Annotated in this window: 18 protein-coding genes; 13 read left to right on the forward strand and 5 right to left on the reverse strand. The window is 61.0% G+C overall.

Annotated features, from left to right (window positions below; genetic code table 11):
* Positions 1-103: 103 nt before the first annotated feature.
* The gene (locus ACFRFQ_RS11750; protein WP_378657141.1) at positions 104-1018 is read right to left on the reverse strand and encodes an SDR family NAD(P)-dependent oxidoreductase; all 915 of its coding nucleotides are present in this window, start codon (positions 1016-1018) and stop codon (positions 104-106) included.
* Positions 1019-1102: 84 nt separating this feature from the next.
* Between ACFRFQ_RS11750 and ACFRFQ_RS11755 the strand changes: the two genes are divergently transcribed.
* Both ACFRFQ_RS11755 and ACFRFQ_RS11760 read left to right on the forward strand, forming a co-directional pair.
* Complete coding sequence (locus tag ACFRFQ_RS11755) at positions 1103-1720, forward strand: TetR/AcrR family transcriptional regulator (RefSeq protein ID WP_378657143.1); 618 nt, start codon at positions 1103-1105, stop codon at positions 1718-1720.
* An 87-nt stretch (positions 1721-1807) separates the two neighbouring features.
* Positions 1808-3229: a purine-cytosine permease family protein gene (locus tag ACFRFQ_RS11760; protein WP_378657146.1), complete on the forward strand. Its 1422-nt coding sequence runs from the start codon at positions 1808-1810 to the stop codon at positions 3227-3229.
* Here ACFRFQ_RS11760 and ACFRFQ_RS11765 read toward each other — a convergent pair.
* On the reverse strand, positions 3110-4723 hold the full coding sequence (locus tag ACFRFQ_RS11765) for a PucR family transcriptional regulator (RefSeq protein ID WP_378657149.1): 1614 nt from the start codon (positions 4721-4723) through the stop codon (positions 3110-3112). The genes ACFRFQ_RS11760 and ACFRFQ_RS11765 overlap by 120 nt on opposite strands.
* Before the next feature lie 106 nt (positions 4724-4829).
* On the opposite strand from ACFRFQ_RS11765, the gene ACFRFQ_RS11770 reads away from it, so the two are divergent.
* The 3 genes from ACFRFQ_RS11770 to ACFRFQ_RS11780 all read left to right on the forward strand — a co-directional run bounded on the left by ACFRFQ_RS11770 (position 4830) and on the right by ACFRFQ_RS11780 (position 7678).
* A complete protein-coding gene (locus tag ACFRFQ_RS11770) occupies positions 4830-5309 on the forward strand; it encodes a nucleoside deaminase (RefSeq protein ID WP_378657150.1) in 480 nt (159 codons plus the stop codon).
* Entirely contained in the window at positions 5306-6277 is a 972-nt protein-coding gene (locus ACFRFQ_RS11775; RefSeq protein WP_378657151.1) for an isopenicillin N synthase family dioxygenase, read from the forward strand. Before ACFRFQ_RS11770 ends, ACFRFQ_RS11775 begins: the two co-directional genes overlap by 4 nt.
* 252 nt (positions 6278-6529) lie before the next feature.
* Positions 6530-7678 carry a magnesium and cobalt transport protein CorA gene (locus ACFRFQ_RS11780; RefSeq protein ID WP_378657154.1) on the forward strand — a complete coding sequence of 383 codons (1149 nt, stop codon included), beginning with the start codon at positions 6530-6532 and terminating at the stop codon, positions 7676-7678.
* 48 nt (positions 7679-7726) lie between these two features.
* Here ACFRFQ_RS11780 and ACFRFQ_RS11785 read toward each other — a convergent pair whose 3' ends face one another.
* Entirely contained in the window at positions 7727-8347 is a 621-nt protein-coding gene (locus ACFRFQ_RS11785) for a hypothetical protein (RefSeq protein WP_378657158.1), read from the reverse strand.
* 89 nt (positions 8348-8436) lie between these two features.
* Here ACFRFQ_RS11785 and ACFRFQ_RS11790 point away from each other — a divergent pair, with 89 nt between their 5' ends.
* The 6 genes from ACFRFQ_RS11790 to ACFRFQ_RS11815 all read left to right on the forward strand — a co-directional run bounded on the left by ACFRFQ_RS11790 (position 8437) and on the right by ACFRFQ_RS11815 (position 15050).
* The gene (locus ACFRFQ_RS11790; RefSeq protein ID WP_378657160.1) at positions 8437-9483 is read left to right on the forward strand and encodes an ATP-dependent DNA ligase; all 1047 of its coding nucleotides are present in this window, start codon (positions 8437-8439) and stop codon (positions 9481-9483) included.
* On the forward strand, positions 9483-10526 hold the full coding sequence (gene ligD, locus ACFRFQ_RS11795) for a non-homologous end-joining DNA ligase (RefSeq protein ID WP_378657163.1): 1044 nt from the start codon (positions 9483-9485) through the stop codon (positions 10524-10526). The genes ACFRFQ_RS11790 and ligD overlap by 1 nt, the downstream gene beginning before the upstream one ends.
* Before the next feature lie 49 nt (positions 10527-10575).
* On the forward strand, positions 10576-11088 hold the full coding sequence (locus ACFRFQ_RS11800; RefSeq protein WP_378657166.1) for a DUF6764 family protein: 513 nt from the start codon (positions 10576-10578) through the stop codon (positions 11086-11088).
* A gap of 107 nt (positions 11089-11195) precedes the next feature.
* On the forward strand, positions 11196-12407 hold the full coding sequence (locus ACFRFQ_RS11805) for a serine hydrolase domain-containing protein (RefSeq protein WP_378657168.1): 1212 nt from the start codon (positions 11196-11198) through the stop codon (positions 12405-12407).
* Positions 12408-12420: 13 nt separating this feature from the next.
* Positions 12421-13287, forward strand: a complete 867-nt coding sequence (locus tag ACFRFQ_RS11810) for a hypothetical protein (RefSeq protein WP_378657171.1) — start codon at positions 12421-12423, stop codon at positions 13285-13287.
* Positions 13288-13367: 80 nt separating this feature from the next.
* Positions 13368-15050: an FAD-dependent oxidoreductase gene (locus tag ACFRFQ_RS11815; protein WP_378657174.1), complete on the forward strand. Its 1683-nt coding sequence runs from the start codon at positions 13368-13370 to the stop codon at positions 15048-15050.
* Between the two features lie 10 nt (positions 15051-15060).
* Here ACFRFQ_RS11815 and ACFRFQ_RS11820 read toward each other — a convergent pair whose 3' ends face one another.
* Positions 15061-16848: an ABC transporter ATP-binding protein/permease gene (locus tag ACFRFQ_RS11820; RefSeq protein WP_378657177.1), complete on the reverse strand. Its 1788-nt coding sequence runs from the start codon at positions 16846-16848 to the stop codon at positions 15061-15063.
* Between the two features lie 284 nt (positions 16849-17132).
* Between ACFRFQ_RS11820 and ACFRFQ_RS11825 the strand changes: the two genes are divergently transcribed.
* Positions 17133-18050: an Ig-like domain-containing protein gene (locus ACFRFQ_RS11825; RefSeq protein ID WP_378657180.1), complete on the forward strand. Its 918-nt coding sequence runs from the start codon at positions 17133-17135 to the stop codon at positions 18048-18050.
* A 21-nt stretch (positions 18051-18071) separates the two neighbouring features.
* Positions 18072-18398, forward strand: a complete 327-nt coding sequence (locus tag ACFRFQ_RS11830; protein ID WP_378657184.1) for a YnfA family protein — start codon at positions 18072-18074, stop codon at positions 18396-18398.
* Positions 18399-18454: 56 nt separating this feature from the next.
* Here the strand turns inward: ACFRFQ_RS11830 and ACFRFQ_RS11835 are convergent, their stop codons facing one another.
* Positions 18455-19126, reverse strand: a complete 672-nt coding sequence (locus tag ACFRFQ_RS11835) for a GNAT family N-acetyltransferase (protein ID WP_378657187.1) — start codon at positions 19124-19126, stop codon at positions 18455-18457.
* Between the last annotated feature and the right edge of the window lie 61 nt (positions 19127-19187).

The following is a 19187-nucleotide window of genomic DNA, read 5'->3' on the forward strand; positions in this document are numbered from 1 at the left end:
GGGGCCTTTCGGTGTGCAAGTTCATGTCCGGTTCACTATGCACGCAGGCACCGACAAACAACTGGCCGGCCGACAACCGGAGTAGCGGCCTCGTCGATGTCGTTCAGGCGGAGGGTTGCTCGGCTACTGCCTTCTCCACGAAGCGGCGCGTCTGATCGAATGCCGCGGCGACCTGGACCGTGTTGGTCATGTCACTGATTTCGGCCCAGCGTTCGGCGACAACCTCGGGCGAGAGCGCATCCTGCGGGATGTAGACGCCCTGTGACTCCTCCATGCGGGCGATTGCGAACACACCGGCGCCGGCGCTGAGGATCGTCTTGGTGGGGGCGTCGTCGGAGACCATGAACAGCGCGCCCGGTGAAATCGACTCGGGAGCAAGGAGTGCAAGGGTTTTCTCGTCGAGGAGGTCCTCGGTCATGCGAGTAGCTGCTGTGGGGGCAAGGGAGTTCACGCGAATGCCCTTGCGCTCGCCCTCGATGGACAACACGTTCATCAAACCGACGACGCCCGACTTGGCGGCACCGTAGTTGGCCTGGCCGAAGTTGCCGTAGATGCCCGACGCGGACGTGGTCATGAGAATGCGGCCGTAGTTCTGCTCGACCATGTGCGGCCAGACGGCTTTGGACACGATGACGGAACCCATGAGGTGAACGTCGATGACCTTGCGGAAATCGTCCAGTTCAGCCTTGACGAACGACTTGTCGCGCAGGATGCCGGCGTTGTTGACGAGAATGTCGACGCGGCCCCACTTCTCGATCGCAGCGGCGACCATGGCGGCAACTGCGGCGGAGTCGGTGATGTCGCAGTGGTCGGCAAGCGCTTCACCGCCGAGAGCCTCGATCTCGGCTACTACCTTTGCGGCTGCGGTATCGGCGCCGCCACTGCCGTTCACGGATCCGCCCATGTCATTGACAACAACGCGTGCGCCGCGCGCGGCAAGGGCCAAGGCGTGGGCTCGGCCGAGGCCACCGCCTGCGCCTGTGATGATCGCGACCTTGCCTGAGAAATCCAGTGACATGGGGAAAACCTCTCTGATCTGGGATACTACCGAGTATTACTATGTCAAAGTGTGGAAACAAGTCAAGGCAGTGAAGGGTGAACGATGAGTGCTGACGCACTGGACATGCGCTCGGTGATCATCGAGACGGCTGCAGACGCATTTGCGGCGGACGGATACGCCGCCACGACCATCGACGACCTCGCGGATCGCGTCGGCGCTACCAAAGGTCTTGTCTACTACCATTTTCGGTCGAAGTTCGATATCTACCTGGCTATTTTCGAGCAGGGCATGAACAGGCTCCGCGCGGAAGTCGACCGAGAAGTGGCGGCGGGCGGCACCGGATTGGCCAAGCTGACGGCGATGTCGCGGGCCCATCTGATCAATCTGATGACGCACCTCGGACATCACCATGCAATTCACCAGGGCGTGCGGGGGCAGATGAATTCGGCACTCAAGCCTCGCCAACAGCAGGCGCTCGTCGAACTCAACGACCTCCGGTTGGACTACGAGAAACTCTTCGAACAGGTGATGATCGACGGAGTCGCCGACGGGTCGATCCGCGCGACGTCACCGCGGATGGCGGCAAAAGTGCTGCTCAGCAGCCTTAACGGTATCGATCTCTGGTATCGCCGTCGAGAGGGCCAGTCGCTCGCGGAAACCGAGGCGTTGGCTGACGAGATCGTCGAACTCTTGATCGGCGGGTTGCGCGCGCCGCACTAGTGCGGCGCCAGACTGTCCGTAGAACCGGCTGCGGTGGCGGACAGTCTGTCGGTTGTCGCAGCTCTCCCCGCACCCCAAGGTTCTCTTATGGCAATTACCGAGGGTGTAACCGGCGAGCAGACCGGGGCGGATCGCGAGTACGGAGACCGCGTACTTGCCGTCGAACCTGGCGGAAACGAGTTCATTCCCGACGAGGATCGCCACGGCACGCCCAGTCAGTTGTTCTGGACCTGGATGTCCCCGAACCTCGAATTCGCCACGATCTTCATCGGAGTTCTCTCCGTATCCGTGTTCGGCATGACATTCTGGCAGGCAACCCTCGGGCTGGTCATCGGAACAGCTCTCGGCGCGGCCGCGCACTTCGTGCTGTCGGCACGCGGACCCCTGCACGGTGTACCGCAAATGGTGCTCGGCCGATTGGGATTCGGATACCGCGGCAATGCTCTGCCGTCGGCGTTCATGTCGATCATGTGCGGCGTCGGATGGTTTGCGACCAACAGTGTCAGTGGCGCTTTTGCGCTCAACACACTGACTGGATTGCCGCCGGTACCTTCGCTGTTGGTGATCGTCGTTATCCAGACCGTATTCGCCTTCTTCGGGCACAACCTCGTTCAGGCTTTCGAGCGATACGCGTTTCCCGTCCTCGCCGTCATCTTTGCGATCACTGCGATTGTCATTCTGACCAAAGCCAATCCAGGTGCGCCGGCGATCGAGGGTGGCGTCGGCGGCCTGGGCGGGTTCCTCCTCACGGTGGGTACCGCGTTCGGGTACGCCGCCGGGTGGACGCCCTATGCCGCTGACTACACGCGCTACCTTCCATCGTCGGTCTCGACATTCCGAACGGGCCTGTTCGCGTCGGCCGGGCTGTTTGTCTCCTGTGTGGCACTGTCGGTTGTCGGTGCTGCATCGGTCACGATCGGTGCAGCATCGTCGGATAACCCTGCCGATGCCTTTACCTCCAATCTTCCCTCGGCACTTGCCAATCTGACGCTACTTGCCATCGCGCTCGGAGCCGTCGCTGCGAATGCACTCAATGTCTATTCCGGCTCGATGGCTTTCGTGACCATCGGCTTGAAACTCCCGGTGAAAACGCAACGCGCCATGGTCGCAATGGTTTTCGGAGTTGTCGGATTTCTCGTTGCGTGGTGGGCACTCGCCGATGCAGCAGCAAGCTACGAAGCTTTCCTTCTTGTTGTCGCCTACTGGATCGGTCCGTGGCTCGGCATCATGTTTGCCGACCAGTATCTGCGCCGCGGGCAGCGCATCGACAATCTCCTCTACGATCCCGAGCACACCAACTGGGGCGGATTCTCAGCCTTCGTGATCGCACTCCTCACTTCGGTTCTGCTGTTCTCCAATCAGGAGAAGTTTGTCGGCTACGTCGTACGGTCAGTCCCCGAGCTCGGCGACATCACGTTCTTCGTGGGATTTGTCATCGCGGGCGGACTTTATCTCCTCCTCAACGGTTCGAAAATCTCTCGCGGCAAGTCGGTGAGCACACAGCGCTAGAAGCAGAGTTGCGTACATCGACGGTATCGACGGATCGTATCCGAGTAGGGCCCGGATGCGGTCGAGTCGTTGATAGAGCGACTGCCTCCCCAGATGCAATGCGGCTGCTGAACGTGTTGCGCTGCAACCATGTCGGAGATGAACTTCGAGTGTTCTCGTGAGATCACTGGAATGAGTGTCGTCCCAGGAAACCAGGGGAGCGACGACGGACACCATTCGCTCCCGGACGTCCACGGGCAACTGGTCCACCGCGAGTTCCGGTGCCAGTTCGCGCGTAGTTGTGACCACGCGTCCGGCGAGCCAGGTCCGACGAGCCGACGTCGCAAGGCGAAGCCCTGATCTGGCAGCGTGCAGTGCCGCACTAACCTCGGACGGCGTGAACGAACACGGGTCTCCGATCACCACCGTGACACCGTCGGTGATGTTGGACGACAAGGACGTTCCGAATGCCGCACTCACGGCTCCGACAGCATCGATTGTCTTGGCAGGCACCGCAACAAGACCGAAAGTGCTGGCATGAACTTCGGCGGCCAGATTGGGTTGACCGAGCAGTTTGGCTGCAGAATCAAGCAGACGTATCGAGATTCGTGAGCCAGGGGAGTCGATAGCGATCGCAACGACGCGGTGCCCGGGAGTGGGATGGAACCCGGCGGCCGCGGATCTGACTCGAAGGTCGATCTGCCGTACGTCGCCCCGCTCCAGCAGATCCGACACGAGGGTGGCGGCCGCCCGCTGGGGGCGGCCGGTCAGGCTTCCCGAATAGGTCAGTGCCAACCCCAACGAACCGGCAGCGCGTTGCAACAGCCCGTGCAACGTTGCCGGATTCAGTGTCGAACCTGGTCCCGCCGTCAGAGTTCCCCAGGCTCCGTCTCTGGAATGGATAGTGGCAGTCGCAGTTCCGGCGTCAGCGGCACGCCACGCAGATCGATCATCGTCGACGCCATGTGCCGCGACGAGGGCGCCGCTGCCACTTGTCACGATCAGCGGACAACCGGTTACGTCGCTGATGCGCTCGAGCAGAGTGGCGACACCGCTGCCCGCCATCAATTCGATTTCGAGTACCCGCGCGAGATCATTTCCCAGGCGCAAAACAGAGACTTCACGCGAAATGATCTCGGTGTTCGCGTTCTGGCACAGTTCGATGAAGGGGACAACAGTCCGGAGCGCGATCAGCGGCATCCCCATGATCGACGCCTCCTCGATCATGTCCGACGGAATCGTGTCGAAGGTTCGTCCGAGTTCTACGGCAACTCCGGCGACGTTTCGATTGCCGACCTCTCGCAGATAATGTCGCCTTGTCCCCGGATCGACTCCGGACAGCCCCAAACCGGTAGTGAGCAACAGTTCATCCCCGGACAGCAACGGACTGATCTCGTAGATCTCGCTCGAATGGACCCAACGGACCACCCGTCCCAACTGGCTGCCACCTGCTAGAACCTGTGGATCGGCCCCACGAAACTGGTTGTCGAGTAGCTCGCGCACGGTGAGAGTCATCGGTTCGGCTTTCCTCACTCTGGGCGACAGTATGTCCACACTAGGGGCGGCTCGTTACAACAATGTGTCAGTTGTGGATGTATCCGGAACCGCAGAAGGTAGAGGTATGTCGACGACTGTGACGAGCGCTTCTCGCGCTCTCGACCCCCAGGCAATGTTGCAGGCAGCGATAACCGAGGCTGAACTCGGCCGCAGTGAGGGTGGAATCCCCATCGGCGCGGCACTCTTCGCATCCGACGGCACCCTTCTCGGGAGTGGCAGAAACCGTCGAGTCCAGCATGACGATCCCTCGGTGCACGGTGAAACCGACGCCTTCCGTGCCGCCGGACGGCAACTCGACTATCGGCAGACCATTATGGTCACCACTCTCTCGCCGTGTTGGTACTGCAGCGGGCTCGTGCGTCAGTTCAACATCGGATCTGTGATCGTCGGTGAAAGCGTCACATTTACCGGCGGACACGAGTGGCTCCGAGAGAACGGGGTGTCTGTCACAGTTCTGCGGGATCAACACTGCATCGATCTGATGACCGAGTTCATCGAAACAAATCCGGCACTGTGGAACGAAGACATCGGGGTAGCGGAATGAAAGCTGTATCGACCGTGGATATTTCCCTGTGGCGCGCCGGCGGCCTCGGTGCCGAAGCCGTCGCGCGTGAGGTGGACGAAGGGCTGCGCCGGGCGGGCTTCCTCCTCGTTCGTGGACACGGGATCACCCAGGAACTTGCCGCAGACGTGCGAGCTGCGGCGCGGAATTTCTTTGCACTACCCGAAGAGGTCAAAGCCCGGTACGCCGCAGTAGTCGGCGAACGCGGATGGATCGGTCCGGGAATGGAGGCAAACGGCTACTCCGAGGGAACCGAAACTCCGCCGGATCTCAAGGAAACCTTTGCGATCGGAGCAGAAACTCGGACAGGAGATCCGCTGGTCGACGACGTCTGGTTTCTCTCCAACGTCTGGCCGAGCGAAGTTGCCGAACTACACGAGCTCTTGACCGTCTACACCGCGCAGATGCGTCGACTGTCGGACGATTTGCTGGAGATGTTCGCAGCCGCACTAGGTTTGACGAATAACCCATTCGATGGGCTTGCCGACCTCCCCACCTGGACGTGCAATATCAACCACTACCCACCGATGAGCGTGGTGGGTGAGCCTGAGCCGGGACAGTTCCGCATCGGTCCGCACACGGATTTCGGAACGGTGACAGTTCTCGATCGTGAGCCCGGATCCGGTGGACTGCAGGTGTACACGGACGAGGGCGGTTGGGAAGACGCCCCGTACGACGCCGAAGCGTTAACAGTCAACATCGGGGACCTTCTCGAGTACTGGAGTGGCAAACGCTGGCCGTCGGGCCGTCACCGCGTGCTTCCTCCCCAGGCGGACGCTCCGGAGGAAGATCTGGTCTCGCTCATCTACTTCTACGAACTCAATCACGACGCAGTAGTCACCCCGTTGGAGTTGCCGATCGGGCGGGTTTCCGGCCTGGAACCCGTCGTGTCGGCCGACTTCATCAAACTTCGGTTGGACGCGATCACTCTCCAGTCGGCGAAATCCTGAGTTTGTCCAGTTCCAGGAAGAGGGGTAGTGTGTGGGCGTCGTGCGCCGTCCGAGTGCATGAATGATTGCGTAGGAATTCAGGGAAGAGGAGGTGTGGCTTGTAATGCGTGGCCAACCTCCGAGTACCAACTGAAGCTGTAGGCCACCCGGGTTGTCGGGCATTTTGCTGCAGCTTCATTGTGTGTTCATCGGCCTGACGTTTCGCTGTGAAGCGAACTTCGCCGTTCACTCTTCCTTGAAAGCTGTTGCAGCATGTCTGAATTCAAGTCCCGCCGGTCACCCTTTCCACGTCGTTCGGCAGGTTTCGGCGACAGTCGAACCGGCCATGTGCGTGCCCGCACCGTCGTGAAGGCCGCACCGGTCGATGCGATTGCGCCGGTGGAAGCTACGGTGGTGAACAGTGGTGTGTACCGCGACGGAACTCGTATCGCGTCGCCTTCCACGCTGGCCGAAGCGTTGTCGTGCCTGCCGGATTCGCAGTCGATGGCATGGATCGGGCTGTACCGGCCCGATGATGCTCAATTGTATGCTGCAGCACAACATTTCGATCTGCACGAGTTGGCCGTCGAAGATGCGATCGTCGCCCATCAGCGGCCCAAGCTCGAGCGCTACGGTGAGACTCTTTTTGTCGTGCTGCGCGCGGCGCGCTACCGCGACGAGACCGAACGCGTCGAATTCGGCGAACTGCATGTGTTCTGCGGCCCCAATTTCGTTCTCACTGTCCGGCACAGCGAATCTCCGGACCTCACCGCCGTGCGAACACGAATGGAAAACGATCCCGATCTCCTCCGTCTGGGAACAGAGGCCGTTCTCTACGCGATCCTCGACGCTGTCGTCGACGGCTATGCGCCGGTTGTCGCCGGCCTGCAGAACGACATCGACGAGATCGAGACCGAGGTATTCAGCGGTGATCCCGGAGTGTCGCGTCGTATCTACGAATTGACCCGTGAAGTCATCGAATTCCAGAGGGCCACAAGGCCGTTGCTCGGTATGCTCCGTGGACTGTCCGCCGGATTCGACAAATACCACACCGACGAAGAATTGCAGCGGTATCTCCGCGATGTCACCGACCACGCGACAACGGTGGTCGAGCAGGCCGACGGGTTCCGGCAGCTGTTGGGAAACATCCTGACCGTCAATGCAACTCTGGTGTCGCAGAATCAGAACGAGGAAATGCGAAACCTCACGCACGCAAGTTATGCGCAGAACGAGGAAATCAAGAAAGTGTCGGCGTGGGCAGCAATTCTCTTCGCCCCGACACTGATCGGAACCGTGTACGGCATGAACTTCGACGACATCCCGGAACTGCACTGGCAGTTGGGGTATCCGTTTGCGCTCTCGATGATGGTGCTGACGTGTGGAAGTCTCTACACGATTTTCAAGCGGCGAGGCTGGCTCTGACTGTGCGCCTTTGTTAACCGCGGGCGGTTAACAAAGGCGCACAGCAAGCTACATCGTTGCCGTGCAGACGGTGAACTTGCGTTCAGCGTGCTCGAATCCCGAATCTGCGTCGGAGCCACAATCTTCGATGGACGTCGAGCCCTGCAGGATTTCGATGACCTGGACAACGTCGCTTCCCGAATCGCCGCAGTCGATGCGGGCCGGTTCGTCGTCGAGGCCGCCAGGTCCGAGATCCATGCATCCGCCGACGACCCAGTCGATGTCGAGGCAGACAGCGCCCTGTTCCTGTCCGAGGAGAGTCTCGTAATAGGTCTGATCGATGTCGGACGCGCACTGATCCGACGTGGGAGCCTTGGCGACGACCTTGTAGTTGGATTCGTCACTGCCACACACCGCATGGTCGATTTCGGCGTCGTTGGTGGTGCCGCCGATCTTGACGCAGTCGCCGATGCTCACGTCGATGTCGACGTCACCGCCGGCGTCGGTGCCCTCTTGACCGTCGATTTTCGAGGTCGTGGGACTGGCTGACGTTGTGGTCGAATCTGCCACGGAGGATGATGATTCCGCGATGGCTTTGGGTTCTACGTCAGATCCACACCCGACGGTGAAAATGGCGATCGCAGATGTCGCGATTACCGCAGTACACAGGCGTCCGAAGATTCCGGACATGAAGCCCCCTTTGCTAGATCTTGAACTGTTCGGGGTCTATTCCAACTGACCGCTAGTCGAATTGCGAATTGGACTGTCAGTATGAGTGGGTGGACCTCCCTCAGATGCCGCCGCTCGCCCCGATGTTGGCGAAGGCCGCTACGACAGTGCCGGTACAACCCGAATCCGATGAGCCGATGTGGTCGTACGAACCGAAATGGGATGGCTTTCGGTCGATTGTCTTCCGCGACGGGGAGGAGGTGGTCCTCGGTTCTCGAGGAGGAAAGGACTTGGCTCGGTACTTTCCCGAAATCGTCGAAGCGGTGAAGGCGGAACTGCCTGACAGATGCGTGGTGGACGGCGAGCTCGTTGTTCCGCGGGAAGTGAACGGTGTGACGCGGCTGAGTTGGGAAGCGCTGTCCGAACGTATCCATCCGGCGGCCAGCCGGGTGAAACTGCTCGCCGAACAGACACCAGCGCAATTTGTCGGATTCGACCTGTTGGCGCTAGGAGATCGGGATGTAGCGGCCGAAGATTTCACGCTACGACGCGCATTGTTGGTCGACACGATCGGCGGCGGTCTCAGCTGCCATGTCACGGCTGCCACTTTCGACAGTGCTGAGGCGATGCGATGGTTCGAGATGTTCGAAGGCGCTGGTCTGGACGGTGTGATCGCCAAGAAGCTGGTCGGCCCCTACCTGCCGAACAAGCGCGAGATGATCAAGGTCAAGCACGCCCGAACCGCAGATGTCGTACTGCTCGGATATCGTCCGCACAAGAGCCAACCGGGGATCGGATCCATGCTGCTGGGTTTGTTCGACGGCTCCGAATTGAAGATGGTCGGGGGCGCTTCGGCATTCACCGCGGCGCGGCGCATCGAGTTGCTGGAAGAACTCGAACCGCTTCGCGTCGGCGAGGACGTGGTGGCCGAAGGGGAGGCAAGCCGATGGAAGTCGGCGGCCGACCGCTCGTGGGTTCCGCTCCGCCCGGAGCGGGTGTTGGAAGTGGCATACGACCAAATGGAAGGGGAACGCTTCCGGCACGCAGCGCGTTTTCTGCGGTGGCGTCCGGATCGAATTCCCGACGAGTGCACGTTCGATCAGTTGGAGGTTCCGGTGCGGTACGACTTCGCGGATGTCCTTGCAGGTGGTGTGTGATGGCCAGTCCGGCAGTGGAACTGGATGTCGACGGAATCGCGGTCCGTCTCTCCAGCCCCGACAAGATCTACTATCCGCAATTGGGCGCAGAAGGCGGAACCAAACGTCAGCTTGTGGAGTACTACCGCACAGTCGCGTTACAGGGCGCCGCGGTGGCCGCACTGAAGGATCGGCCGACGCACCTTCAACGTTTCCCCGACGGTATCGAAGGCGAAGAGGTCTACCAGAAACGGTTGCCGGCGAAACGACCTGAACACGTCGAATCCTGTGAGGTCACGTTTCCGTCCGGGCGCAAGGCCGATGTCCTACGAGTGCAGAGCGCTGCCAACATCGTGTGGGCAGCAAACCTCGGAACCATCACGTTCCATCCATGGGCAGTGCGCTGCCCGGATACCGATCACCCGGACGAATTGCGGATCGACTTCGATCCGCAGCCCGGTACCGGTTTCGCGGAGGCCGTCGCGATCGCCGACGAGGTACTGCGTCCATTGCTGTCGGAGTTGGGTCTGGAAGGGTTCCCCAAGACATCCGGCGGACGGGGCCTGCACGTGTACATTCCGATCGCTCCGCGTTGGGATTTCATCGAGGTTCGCCACGCGGGAATTGCTCTTGCTCGTGAAGTCGAACGACGCAGCGGCGATCGGGCGACAACGGCGTGGTGGAAGGAAGAACGTGGCGAGCGGATCTTCATCGACTTCAACCAAAATGCCAGGGACAGAACGATTGCCGCAGCCTATTCTGCGCGCAAGACGCCGATTGCAACCGTGTCGACGCCGGTGACGTGGGACGAACTGCGTGACGTGCATCCTGATGACTGCACTATCGCGACGGTCCCGAGTCTGCTCGCCGACCGCGGTGATCCGATGGCAGGGATGCACGAGAAGGCCTTCGAGCTCGATGTTCTTCTGGAAATGTTCGACAAGGACATTGCGGCTGGATTGGGAGACCTTCCTTATCCGCCCAACTACCCGAAAATGCCAGGTGAGCCGAAACGGGTACAACCGAGTCGCGATCGAGATCGGAAGGAGCCGGAAACCGAGTAGCGTCTGAAACGGACAAATCCGAGACTCGCGAGTGCATTGTGAGGGGCAAATGGATCACCGGAGCGCACGGGTAACCGGATTATTGATGGGCGGCGGGATAATCGCTGCTCTGAGCATTGTTGGTGCTACCGCACCCTCGTCGGCCGCAACATTGGACTGCTCGGCGAGAGGAATCGACCAAACTCTGGTGGACGGCTCGTCGGCTTGCCGGGCGGTGGCCGATCCAGGCAGTTCCGCCATCTCGCATGTCGAAGGTGACGGAGTGGGGGCCGCAGACTCGCGTGACGGCGGCACATCTGCCGGGCTTGCGATGTTCGGTGGTGTCGCGGCGGCGGAAACACGCGGTGGCATGCTTGCTGCCATTGCTTTCGGACGGGATTCGTTGGCTCTCGGCCGCACCGCGTCACCCTTTGCGCTCGTCTTGGCAGGCCCAGGCGGTCGCGCCGCTGTCGGTGACGCCGACGTTGGCGCGATCTGCGGCGGGGGTCCTGCGCTGGTTTTCAATATCGCGACTGCTCAGGGGTGTTTCAGCGATGGAATATCGACCTGGACGCTGCCGTGACGCTACCTCGCACTACAGTTCACATCGTGACACCGGTCACAAGGATGTAAAGCTGTGGTGGGTCGATCAGGGCAGTTGCCGTGATCAAACGGGGATCGGAGGACGCGATGACGGCAAACGCACGGCGCGGTTCACTCGCACACGCAGAGTCACCGGCGCGGACTGAGTTGTATGTGGATCGTCGATTCCTGCCACTGGCAGACCGGTTCTTTGCGATGTACCGGCAACCGCAGCAAGGCGGCGGCGCGTTGGTTGCGTACCAGGGCGGCGAGAAAGTGCTCGACATCTGGGCCGGATATGCCGACCGTGACCGCCGCTGGGACCACGACACGATCTCGCTCTCGTTCTCCACCGGCAAAGGCGTGGCCAGTACCGTCGTACATCGTTTGGCTGAGCGTGGATTGATCGATTACGACGCACCCGTTGCGCAGTACTGGCCCGAGTTCGGCGCCGCAGGCAAAGACACGATCACCGTTCGTGAATTGATGACGCATCGCGCCGGCCTGCACAAGGTGCGTGGGTTGATGCGCAATCCACTTGATCTCATGGACTACGACGCCGTAGTTGCCGCGCTGGCTGCGAGCAAGCCGGATCCGCGCCGGCTCAAGGGGCCCGGGTACCACGCGGTGACCTACGGATGGTTGTTAGCCGAGTTGGTAGCGCGGGTGACTGGACTGCCCTTCACCGACGTAGTCCAGGCAGAGATCGCGAAGCCGCTCGGTGTCGACGAATTCTGGTTCCGGGTACCCATCACCGAGCGGACGCGTATCGCGAAACTGTTTCCACACATCAATCCGGCAGGTCTGAACTGGGCGTTTGCCTCCACGGTTCTCTCTCATGTCGGCCCAACTCGCGGTCTGGCCGAGGCGGCGATGCCCGACGGGTTCGACGTGATGGTTCGTAATCCGGCGGTGCACGACACGGTGATGCCGGGTTGGAACGGAGTCTTCAGCGCGCGGGCGCTGGCCAGAATGTATGCGGCAATTGCCAACGGCGGCATGCTCGATGGAAAGCGGTTCCTGAAAGAGTCCACCATCGAACAGATGGCGGCCATTCAAACGCGCGAGCGTGACTACGTGCTTGCCGTTCGGCCCAATTGGGCTCTCGGTTATCACCCGCCGATCATCGCAGCACGGCGTCAACCGCGAAACGCCATCGGACATTACGGCGTCGGTGGTTCGGGCGCGTACGCCGATCTCGACAGCGGCCTGTCCTTGGGTTTCACGACCAACCGATTGGGTAGTGCCGTAACAGCACTCGGCGACCTTCGTCTCGCCAGGCTGGGAGCCGAGGCACAGGAGTTGGCGCGTCGAACATAGCGAGGGAGGGGAAATGGTCGTCGACCTTGCGGCAGCAAAACGATTTCTGGCCGGCAACGGCCGGATACTCGACCGTCACCGGTTGAATTTGGTTCTGGGACACGGTGACCGGGATGGTGCATTGGCGTCCGTCGAGGGCTACCGCAATCCCGACGGTGGGTACGGCTGGGGTCTCGAGCCGGACCTGCGTTCGTCAAGTAGCCAACCCGGTGGCGCACTGCATGCGTTCGAGGTTTTTGCCGATGTCGGTACGGTGACCCCACGGGCGCTGGAATTGTGCGACTGGTTGCAGTCGATATCGCTCGTCGACGGTGGTTTGCCCTTTGCTCTTCCGATTTCCGAATCGGCGGGTTGCGCGCCGTTCTGGGTCGATGCGGATCCGACGGTGTCGTCGTTGCAGATCACGAGCATCGTGTGCGCTAAGGCGCTACGGGTGGCCGACTTCGATTCCGCGGTGGCCCGGCATCCCTGGCTCGTCTCGGCGGTTCGATTCTGCCTGGGCGCAATCGAGCGTGCCGAGACGTTCAGCGCTCTCGAATTGGCGTTTGCGTTGCAGTTCCTCGACGCAGCGAACGAGGTTCGGTTGGTGGCAAAGCTCGGTGCGTTGATTCCTCCCGACGGATTGGTGCACGTGGACGGGGGTGCCGTCGACGAGTACATGCGGCCGCTCGATTTCTCGCCGTATCCGGGAGGCCCGACCCGCACATTGTTCAGCGGGGGCGTGATCGAGGAGGAACTGTCCGCGTTGGCGTCGCAGCAGTGCGACGACGGTGGATGGACAGTGGATTTCGACAGTTATTCACCCGCTGCCGCACTTGAATGGCGTGGTCATGCCACCGTTTCCGCAGTTGACTTGTTGAAACGCAACGGCGTGATCTGAAAACCGTTCTCGCACCAAATTGGAACACGTTATAGTCTGGAAAGTAGATGTGCTTTGTGGTTCAGGGATAGGGGAGAGCAATGGCGTATGTGATCACGCAGCCGTGCTGTAACGACGCCTCGTGCGTGGACGTGTGCCCGGTCAACTGCATTCATCCGACGCCCGACGAAGCCCAGTTCGCCACCACGGAAATGCTCTACATCGACCCGGACACGTGCATCGATTGCGGTGCCTGTGTGGACGAGTGCCCGGTCGAGGCCATCTACGCCGACAACGAACTTGCCGAAGCCGACGCGCCGTACCTCGAGATGAACGCGTCGTACTTCGAGAAGCATCCGATGGGGCCGGACTGGCCGGAACCGATAACCATGGCCAAGATCGCTCCGGAGTTAGGGACACTGCGGGTCGCGATAGTCGGTTCGGGGCCGGCTGCGTGTTACGCCGCCATGGAACTGACCGGCAAGCCGCGGGTCGAGGTCGACATCTTCGATCGCCTGCCGACGCCATACGGTTTGGTTCGAGCGGGGGTGGCTCCCGATCACCCGGGTACCAAGGGCGTCACCGACCAGTTCCGGGCCGTTGTGTCGAAGAAGACGGTGCACTGCCATTTCAATGTCGAGGTGGGCAAGCATATTTCGCATACCGAACTGCTCGAGCACCATCATGCGGTGATCTACGCGGTGGGCGCGGCGGGTGACCGCAAGCTCGATATTCCCGGTGAAGATCTTCCGGGAAGTCATGCCGCTACCGAATTCGTAGCCTGGTACAACGGTCATCCGAGTTACGCCGACCGTAGTTTCGATCTGTCGGGGGAGCGGGCCGTCATCGTCGGCAACGGCAACGTTGCGCTCGACGTCGCGCGCATACTTGTCACGGACCCCGAGGTTCTGGCCAAGACGGACCTTGCGGATCATGCCCTCGAAGCGTTGCGTAACAGCAATATTCGTGAAGTGGTGATCCTCGGTCGTCGGGGTCCGGCCCAGGCCGCCTACACCAACCCCGAACTGCTGGCGCTTGGCCAGATGACTGATGTGGACGTCATCGTGGATCCGGCAGAGGCGGAACTCGACGATTCGAGTCGAGCTTTTGTCGAGAGCGACGCAGCCGAGCCGTCGGTGCTTCTCAAGGTGAAGCAGGCGCAGGAATTTGCCTCGCACACAGCCGATCCCACCCGTAAGCGCATTGTTCTCCGATTCCTCACCTCGCCGGAGGAAATCCTCGGCGATGGCAGTGCGGAGCAGATTCGCATCGTGAAGAACGAACTGGTCGCAACACCCACCGGTCAATTGTCCGCGCGGCCCACAGAAGAAACCGAGACCCTCGACACCGGACTGGTATTGCGCTCCGTCGGGTATCGAGGAACGCCCGTCGCGGACCTACCGTTCGACGACGCACGGGGTGTGATCCCGAACGAGAACGGCCGAGTGATCGATCCGGAATCAGGGATGCCCATGCCGGGCGTCTACGCGGCGGGGTGGATCAAGCGTGGGCCAACCGGTGTGATCGGCACGAACAAGTACTGCTCGGCCGAAACCGTCTCGATGATTTTCGACGACTTCGCAGCTGGACGCCTTGCGACGCCGAGCGCCGAAGCGGAGAAGTTGACGGTACTTCTGGCCGACAGGTCACCGGATCAGGTGGACTACCAGGGTTGGCAGCGAATCGACAAGGCAGAGCGCGCATCCGGTGCGGCAGTCGGCCGTCCGCGAACCAAGCTCATTTCGATCGAATCGATGCTCGCGGCCGCTCGCGAGGAAGGCTAGCGGAGATCGTTCAACCCACGTGCTCGGTGAGTGACCATTGTCCCGAACCCTGCAGTTCGAGTTGCCGATTGTGAAAGACGTCGAGGGTGCTGCGATGCCCCACGCTGACCATGATGCTGTCGGGCAGTTCGCTGCGAAGCATACGGTAGAGAGCGTATTCGAGGCCTTCGTCGATCGCGGATGTAGCTTCGTCGAGGAACACGGTGCGGGGCCTGGCCAGAACGACCCTGGCAAACGAGAGTCGCTGCTGTTCTCCCGGAGACAGGATTCGGGTCCAATCGGCTACTTCGTCGAGGCGGTCGGTCAGATGCGCCAGATGCACTTGGTCGAGTAGCTCGTGGAGCCTGCCGTCGGGGGCGATCGATTGACCCGGATACGCGAGTCCGGTGCGCAGCGACCCCAGCGGCAGATACGGGCGCTGGGAAAGGAAGAGAGACTTACCCGTCGGCCGGGTTACCGACCCGTCCGCGTACGGCCACAATTGTGCGAGGCTCCGTAGCAAAGTGGTCTTACCGCTGCCGGACGCACCTTTGACGAGCAAGGCGTCGCCGTGATCGAGTGTCAGATTCAGTTCGGAGATCAGCGTTTCGCCGGACGGCTTGCATACGTGGAGTTTTCGGATGACGAGTTGATCTCCACTGTCCGAGACGTCGAGCGTCGGTAGCGCCCGAGCTCGTTTGTCGGCGTCGGCGAGGCCGGTCAAGCGTATGAGGGTGGCGCGAAAACTCGCGAAATCGGCGTACGACTCGCGGAAGAACGACAGCGAATCGTGGACTTGGCCGAACGCCTGCGCGGTCTGCATGACGTCGCCGAAAGTGACCTGCCCCTTGAACAACCGATCGCCCTGCACCAAGAACGGGAAGATGACCGCGGTCTGGTTCACGGCGAGGTTGAAGCCGCTGAACTTCAGTGTCCGGAATACGATGGCCCACATGTTGCGGATCACGGCAGCGAAGCGTGTTGCGAGAGTTCGACGCTCGACGTCCTCTCCGCGATAGAACGCGATACTTTCGCCGTACTCCCGCAACCGCACCAATGCATAGCGAAAGGTCGCGCCGAATTTCTCGTTCAGGAAGTTCAGCATGATCAGCGGTCGGCCGATCCAGAATGCCAACGCCGTGGTCACCAGTACATAGATGTAGACCAGGAAGATCATCGCCCGTGGAATCTCGGTACCGAAAATGGTCAACGGCCCGGAGAGATTCCACAGGATCGCGGTGAAGCTCACTATCGACACCATCGCGGTGACGGCACCCATCGACAACGTATTGGCTGACGTGACGAATTCGGTGATGTCCGCCTGGATACGTTGATCCGGATTGTCGATCGGGTCGCGCAGGAATTCTCCGCGGTAGTACGCGAGACCGTCGAGCCAATCGTCGGTCAGATTGTTGTTGAGCCAGACGCGCCAATTGATGACGAGGGCCTGCCCGACGAAGTACGTGAGGAGTGAACTCACGACGTGGATGACCGCCAAGATGGCGAACACTCCGAGGTAGTGCCAGAATCCGGCTTCGTCGAGGTTCTGAATCGTGTCGTAGAAATCCTTGTACCAGTACGAGAACAACACCGTCACGCGCACAGCCCACACCGTGAGTAGCAGGAGTGTCGCAAGAATCAGTAACGGGACGGGGCTGCGACGGGGGTTGAAGTACGGCCAGGCCATCCGTCGAAACTGGCTACCCCAATGAGTGAAGCGGGCCAGCAGAATTGCCGTGATCGCGAAGGCGGCGGCGGTGATCGTGTATGCCTTTGCCAGCCACAACGCACTGTCCGGAACTGCGGCGCTCCAATTCACGTGCACCTCCGTCGCAGAACGGAAAGGGGCGATCCCGTCGGATACGGAAGCTGAAAAACGGATTCACCGAAGGGGACGCCACCAAACCTGGAAACGGGTGCAACATGACCGTTGACAGCTACGGTTCAGCGAACCTTCGTATTGCTGGATTTCTCGTTTTATGTGTTAATTACAAGGGAATTGTGCGGTTTGCTCCGAATGGCGCGTTGACGTCGATGCCAGGCGGGTATCGACGTCAGCCACGCATGACCAGCAAAGGCACGTTGTCGAAGGAAAGTAGTGAGATGGTCAGCAAGCGAGTGCGTCGGACGTCCCGGATAGCTGTGGCGGTTGTCGGAGTAGTGGCTGCAGGCCTCACCTTTGCCGGACCGGCAGCGGCTTTCCCGCTCTTTCCCGGTGGTCCGGAAATTCCCGTACCCGTCGTCGCAGGTGTTGCCGGCCTTGACCCGGCGCTCCCGGGTTTCATGGGTACAGCGGATCAGATCCCCGCCCCGGTTCCCAACTTCTCGGCACCGTCGGTGAACCCGTCCAACGGTGAGCGGGTCGGAATCGCGCAGCCTGTCATCATTCGCTTCAACGAATCGATCGATGACCGTGCCACCGCGGAACGTGCAATTCGCGTCACCACCAGTCCGCCGGTCGAGGGCAACTTCTACTGGATCAACAACAGCCAGGTGCGATGGAAGCCGACGCAGTTCTGGCCCGCGAACATCTCCGTGACCGTCGACGCCGGCGATTCGCATTCCACGTTCAGCATCGGCGACGCACTGGTCACGGTTGCGGACGACAACACGAAGCAGATCACCGTCACCCGCAACGGTGAAGTGGTTCGCACCATGCCGACGTCGTTCGGCAAGCCGGGGCACGAAACTCCCAACGGCACGTACATCGTCGGCGAGCAGTTGCGTGACATGTACATGGATTCGTCCACCTACGGAGTTCCGATCGATTCACCCGAGGGCTACCGGACTTACGTCGAATACGCCTCACGGATTTCCTACAGTGGCATCTTCGTTCACGCAGCACCGTGGTCCGTTGCGCAACAGGGCTTCACCAATGTGAGCCATGGTTGCCTCAACGTCAGCACCGAGAACGCCAAGTGGTTCTTCGAGAACGCCGGCAAGGGCGACCCCGTCATCGTGCAGAACACCGCCGGTGGAATCCTCAGCGGCGCCGACGGTCTGGGTGACTGGAACCGCTAGCAGCGCCTGAGTGTTCCGAACATGACCGTTGCTCGTTCGCTTCTGCTTTTTGTCCTCGCTGCCGTACTCGAAATCGGTGGAGCCTGGCTGGTGTGGCAGGGAATTCGCGAGAACAAGGGCTGGATCTGGGTCGGCCTCGGCGTGATCTCGCTCGGTCTGTACGGACTGGTCGCGACGATGCAGCCCGACGCCAACTTCGGTCGCATCCTCGCTGCGTACGGCGGCGTATTCGTCGCCGGATCCTTGCTGTGGGCAGTGGTGATGGACGGTTTCCGCCCTGATCGATTCGACATCGCCGGTGCGCTGATCTGCCTAGCCGGAGTTGGCGTGATCATGTACGCGCGCTAATACTGCTGTGCGCCTTTATCAACCGCGGGCGGTTGACAAAGGCGCACAGCACATGGTCATGCCTTCGCCCGAACCACCAGAACAGTGCCAGGGAATTCGGCGGCAAGTTCGCGGCGAGCGTGCTTGATGCACGCCGTGCCGTAGCCCTTCTTCCGGGCTTGCGGCGCGATCCAGATCGCGACGTTCACTTCCTGATCGGTGAGCTCACCGAAAACCAGGCCGACGCTCGCCGGAGTGTCAGACGAAAGATCCTCAGCCACAAACCAAGCCGCACTTTCGTCGTCGATGCGGCCCAGGCCTGCGGTGCGCTCCGACTCGACGCGATCGGAGGCCCACGGAGCGCCGTTGTCGTCGAGCTGCTCCGCGGACCGCTCCGCGAACAGTGCTGCATCGTCGGCGCTGCCGCTGAACGGGCGCAGGTTGAAGTTCACACCGCTGCTTGCCGGGCGATCCACGGCGGTCCATTCCAAGGTGGCGTCGAGGTTCTCGAGTTCGCCCTGAATGCGGTCGCGTGCTGCCTTGGTCAGTGCGCTGAACTTGAGGCCCAACACGGCTTCCGCGTTGGACTCCGACGTTCCGAGCAGTTCTGCAACCGTGGCCACTGCTGCCTGATGATCGGCGCTGTCGACAACGGCGTCCAAGACCTCGTGTCGGCGTTCCAAGGCGCGAACAAGTGCGGCAGTGAGCTCGCGACGGTCCAGGATCTGATCTTGAATGTGCGTCGTCATAAATGCGACTCCTTGTTGTTCGAGGCTACAAGCGCTTGCCGTGCGGACCGTACTGGTCAAT

This window comes from Rhodococcus sp. NPDC056743 (genome assembly GCF_042790355.1).
Classification (GTDB): domain Bacteria; phylum Actinomycetota; class Actinomycetes; order Mycobacteriales; family Mycobacteriaceae; genus Rhodococcus_F.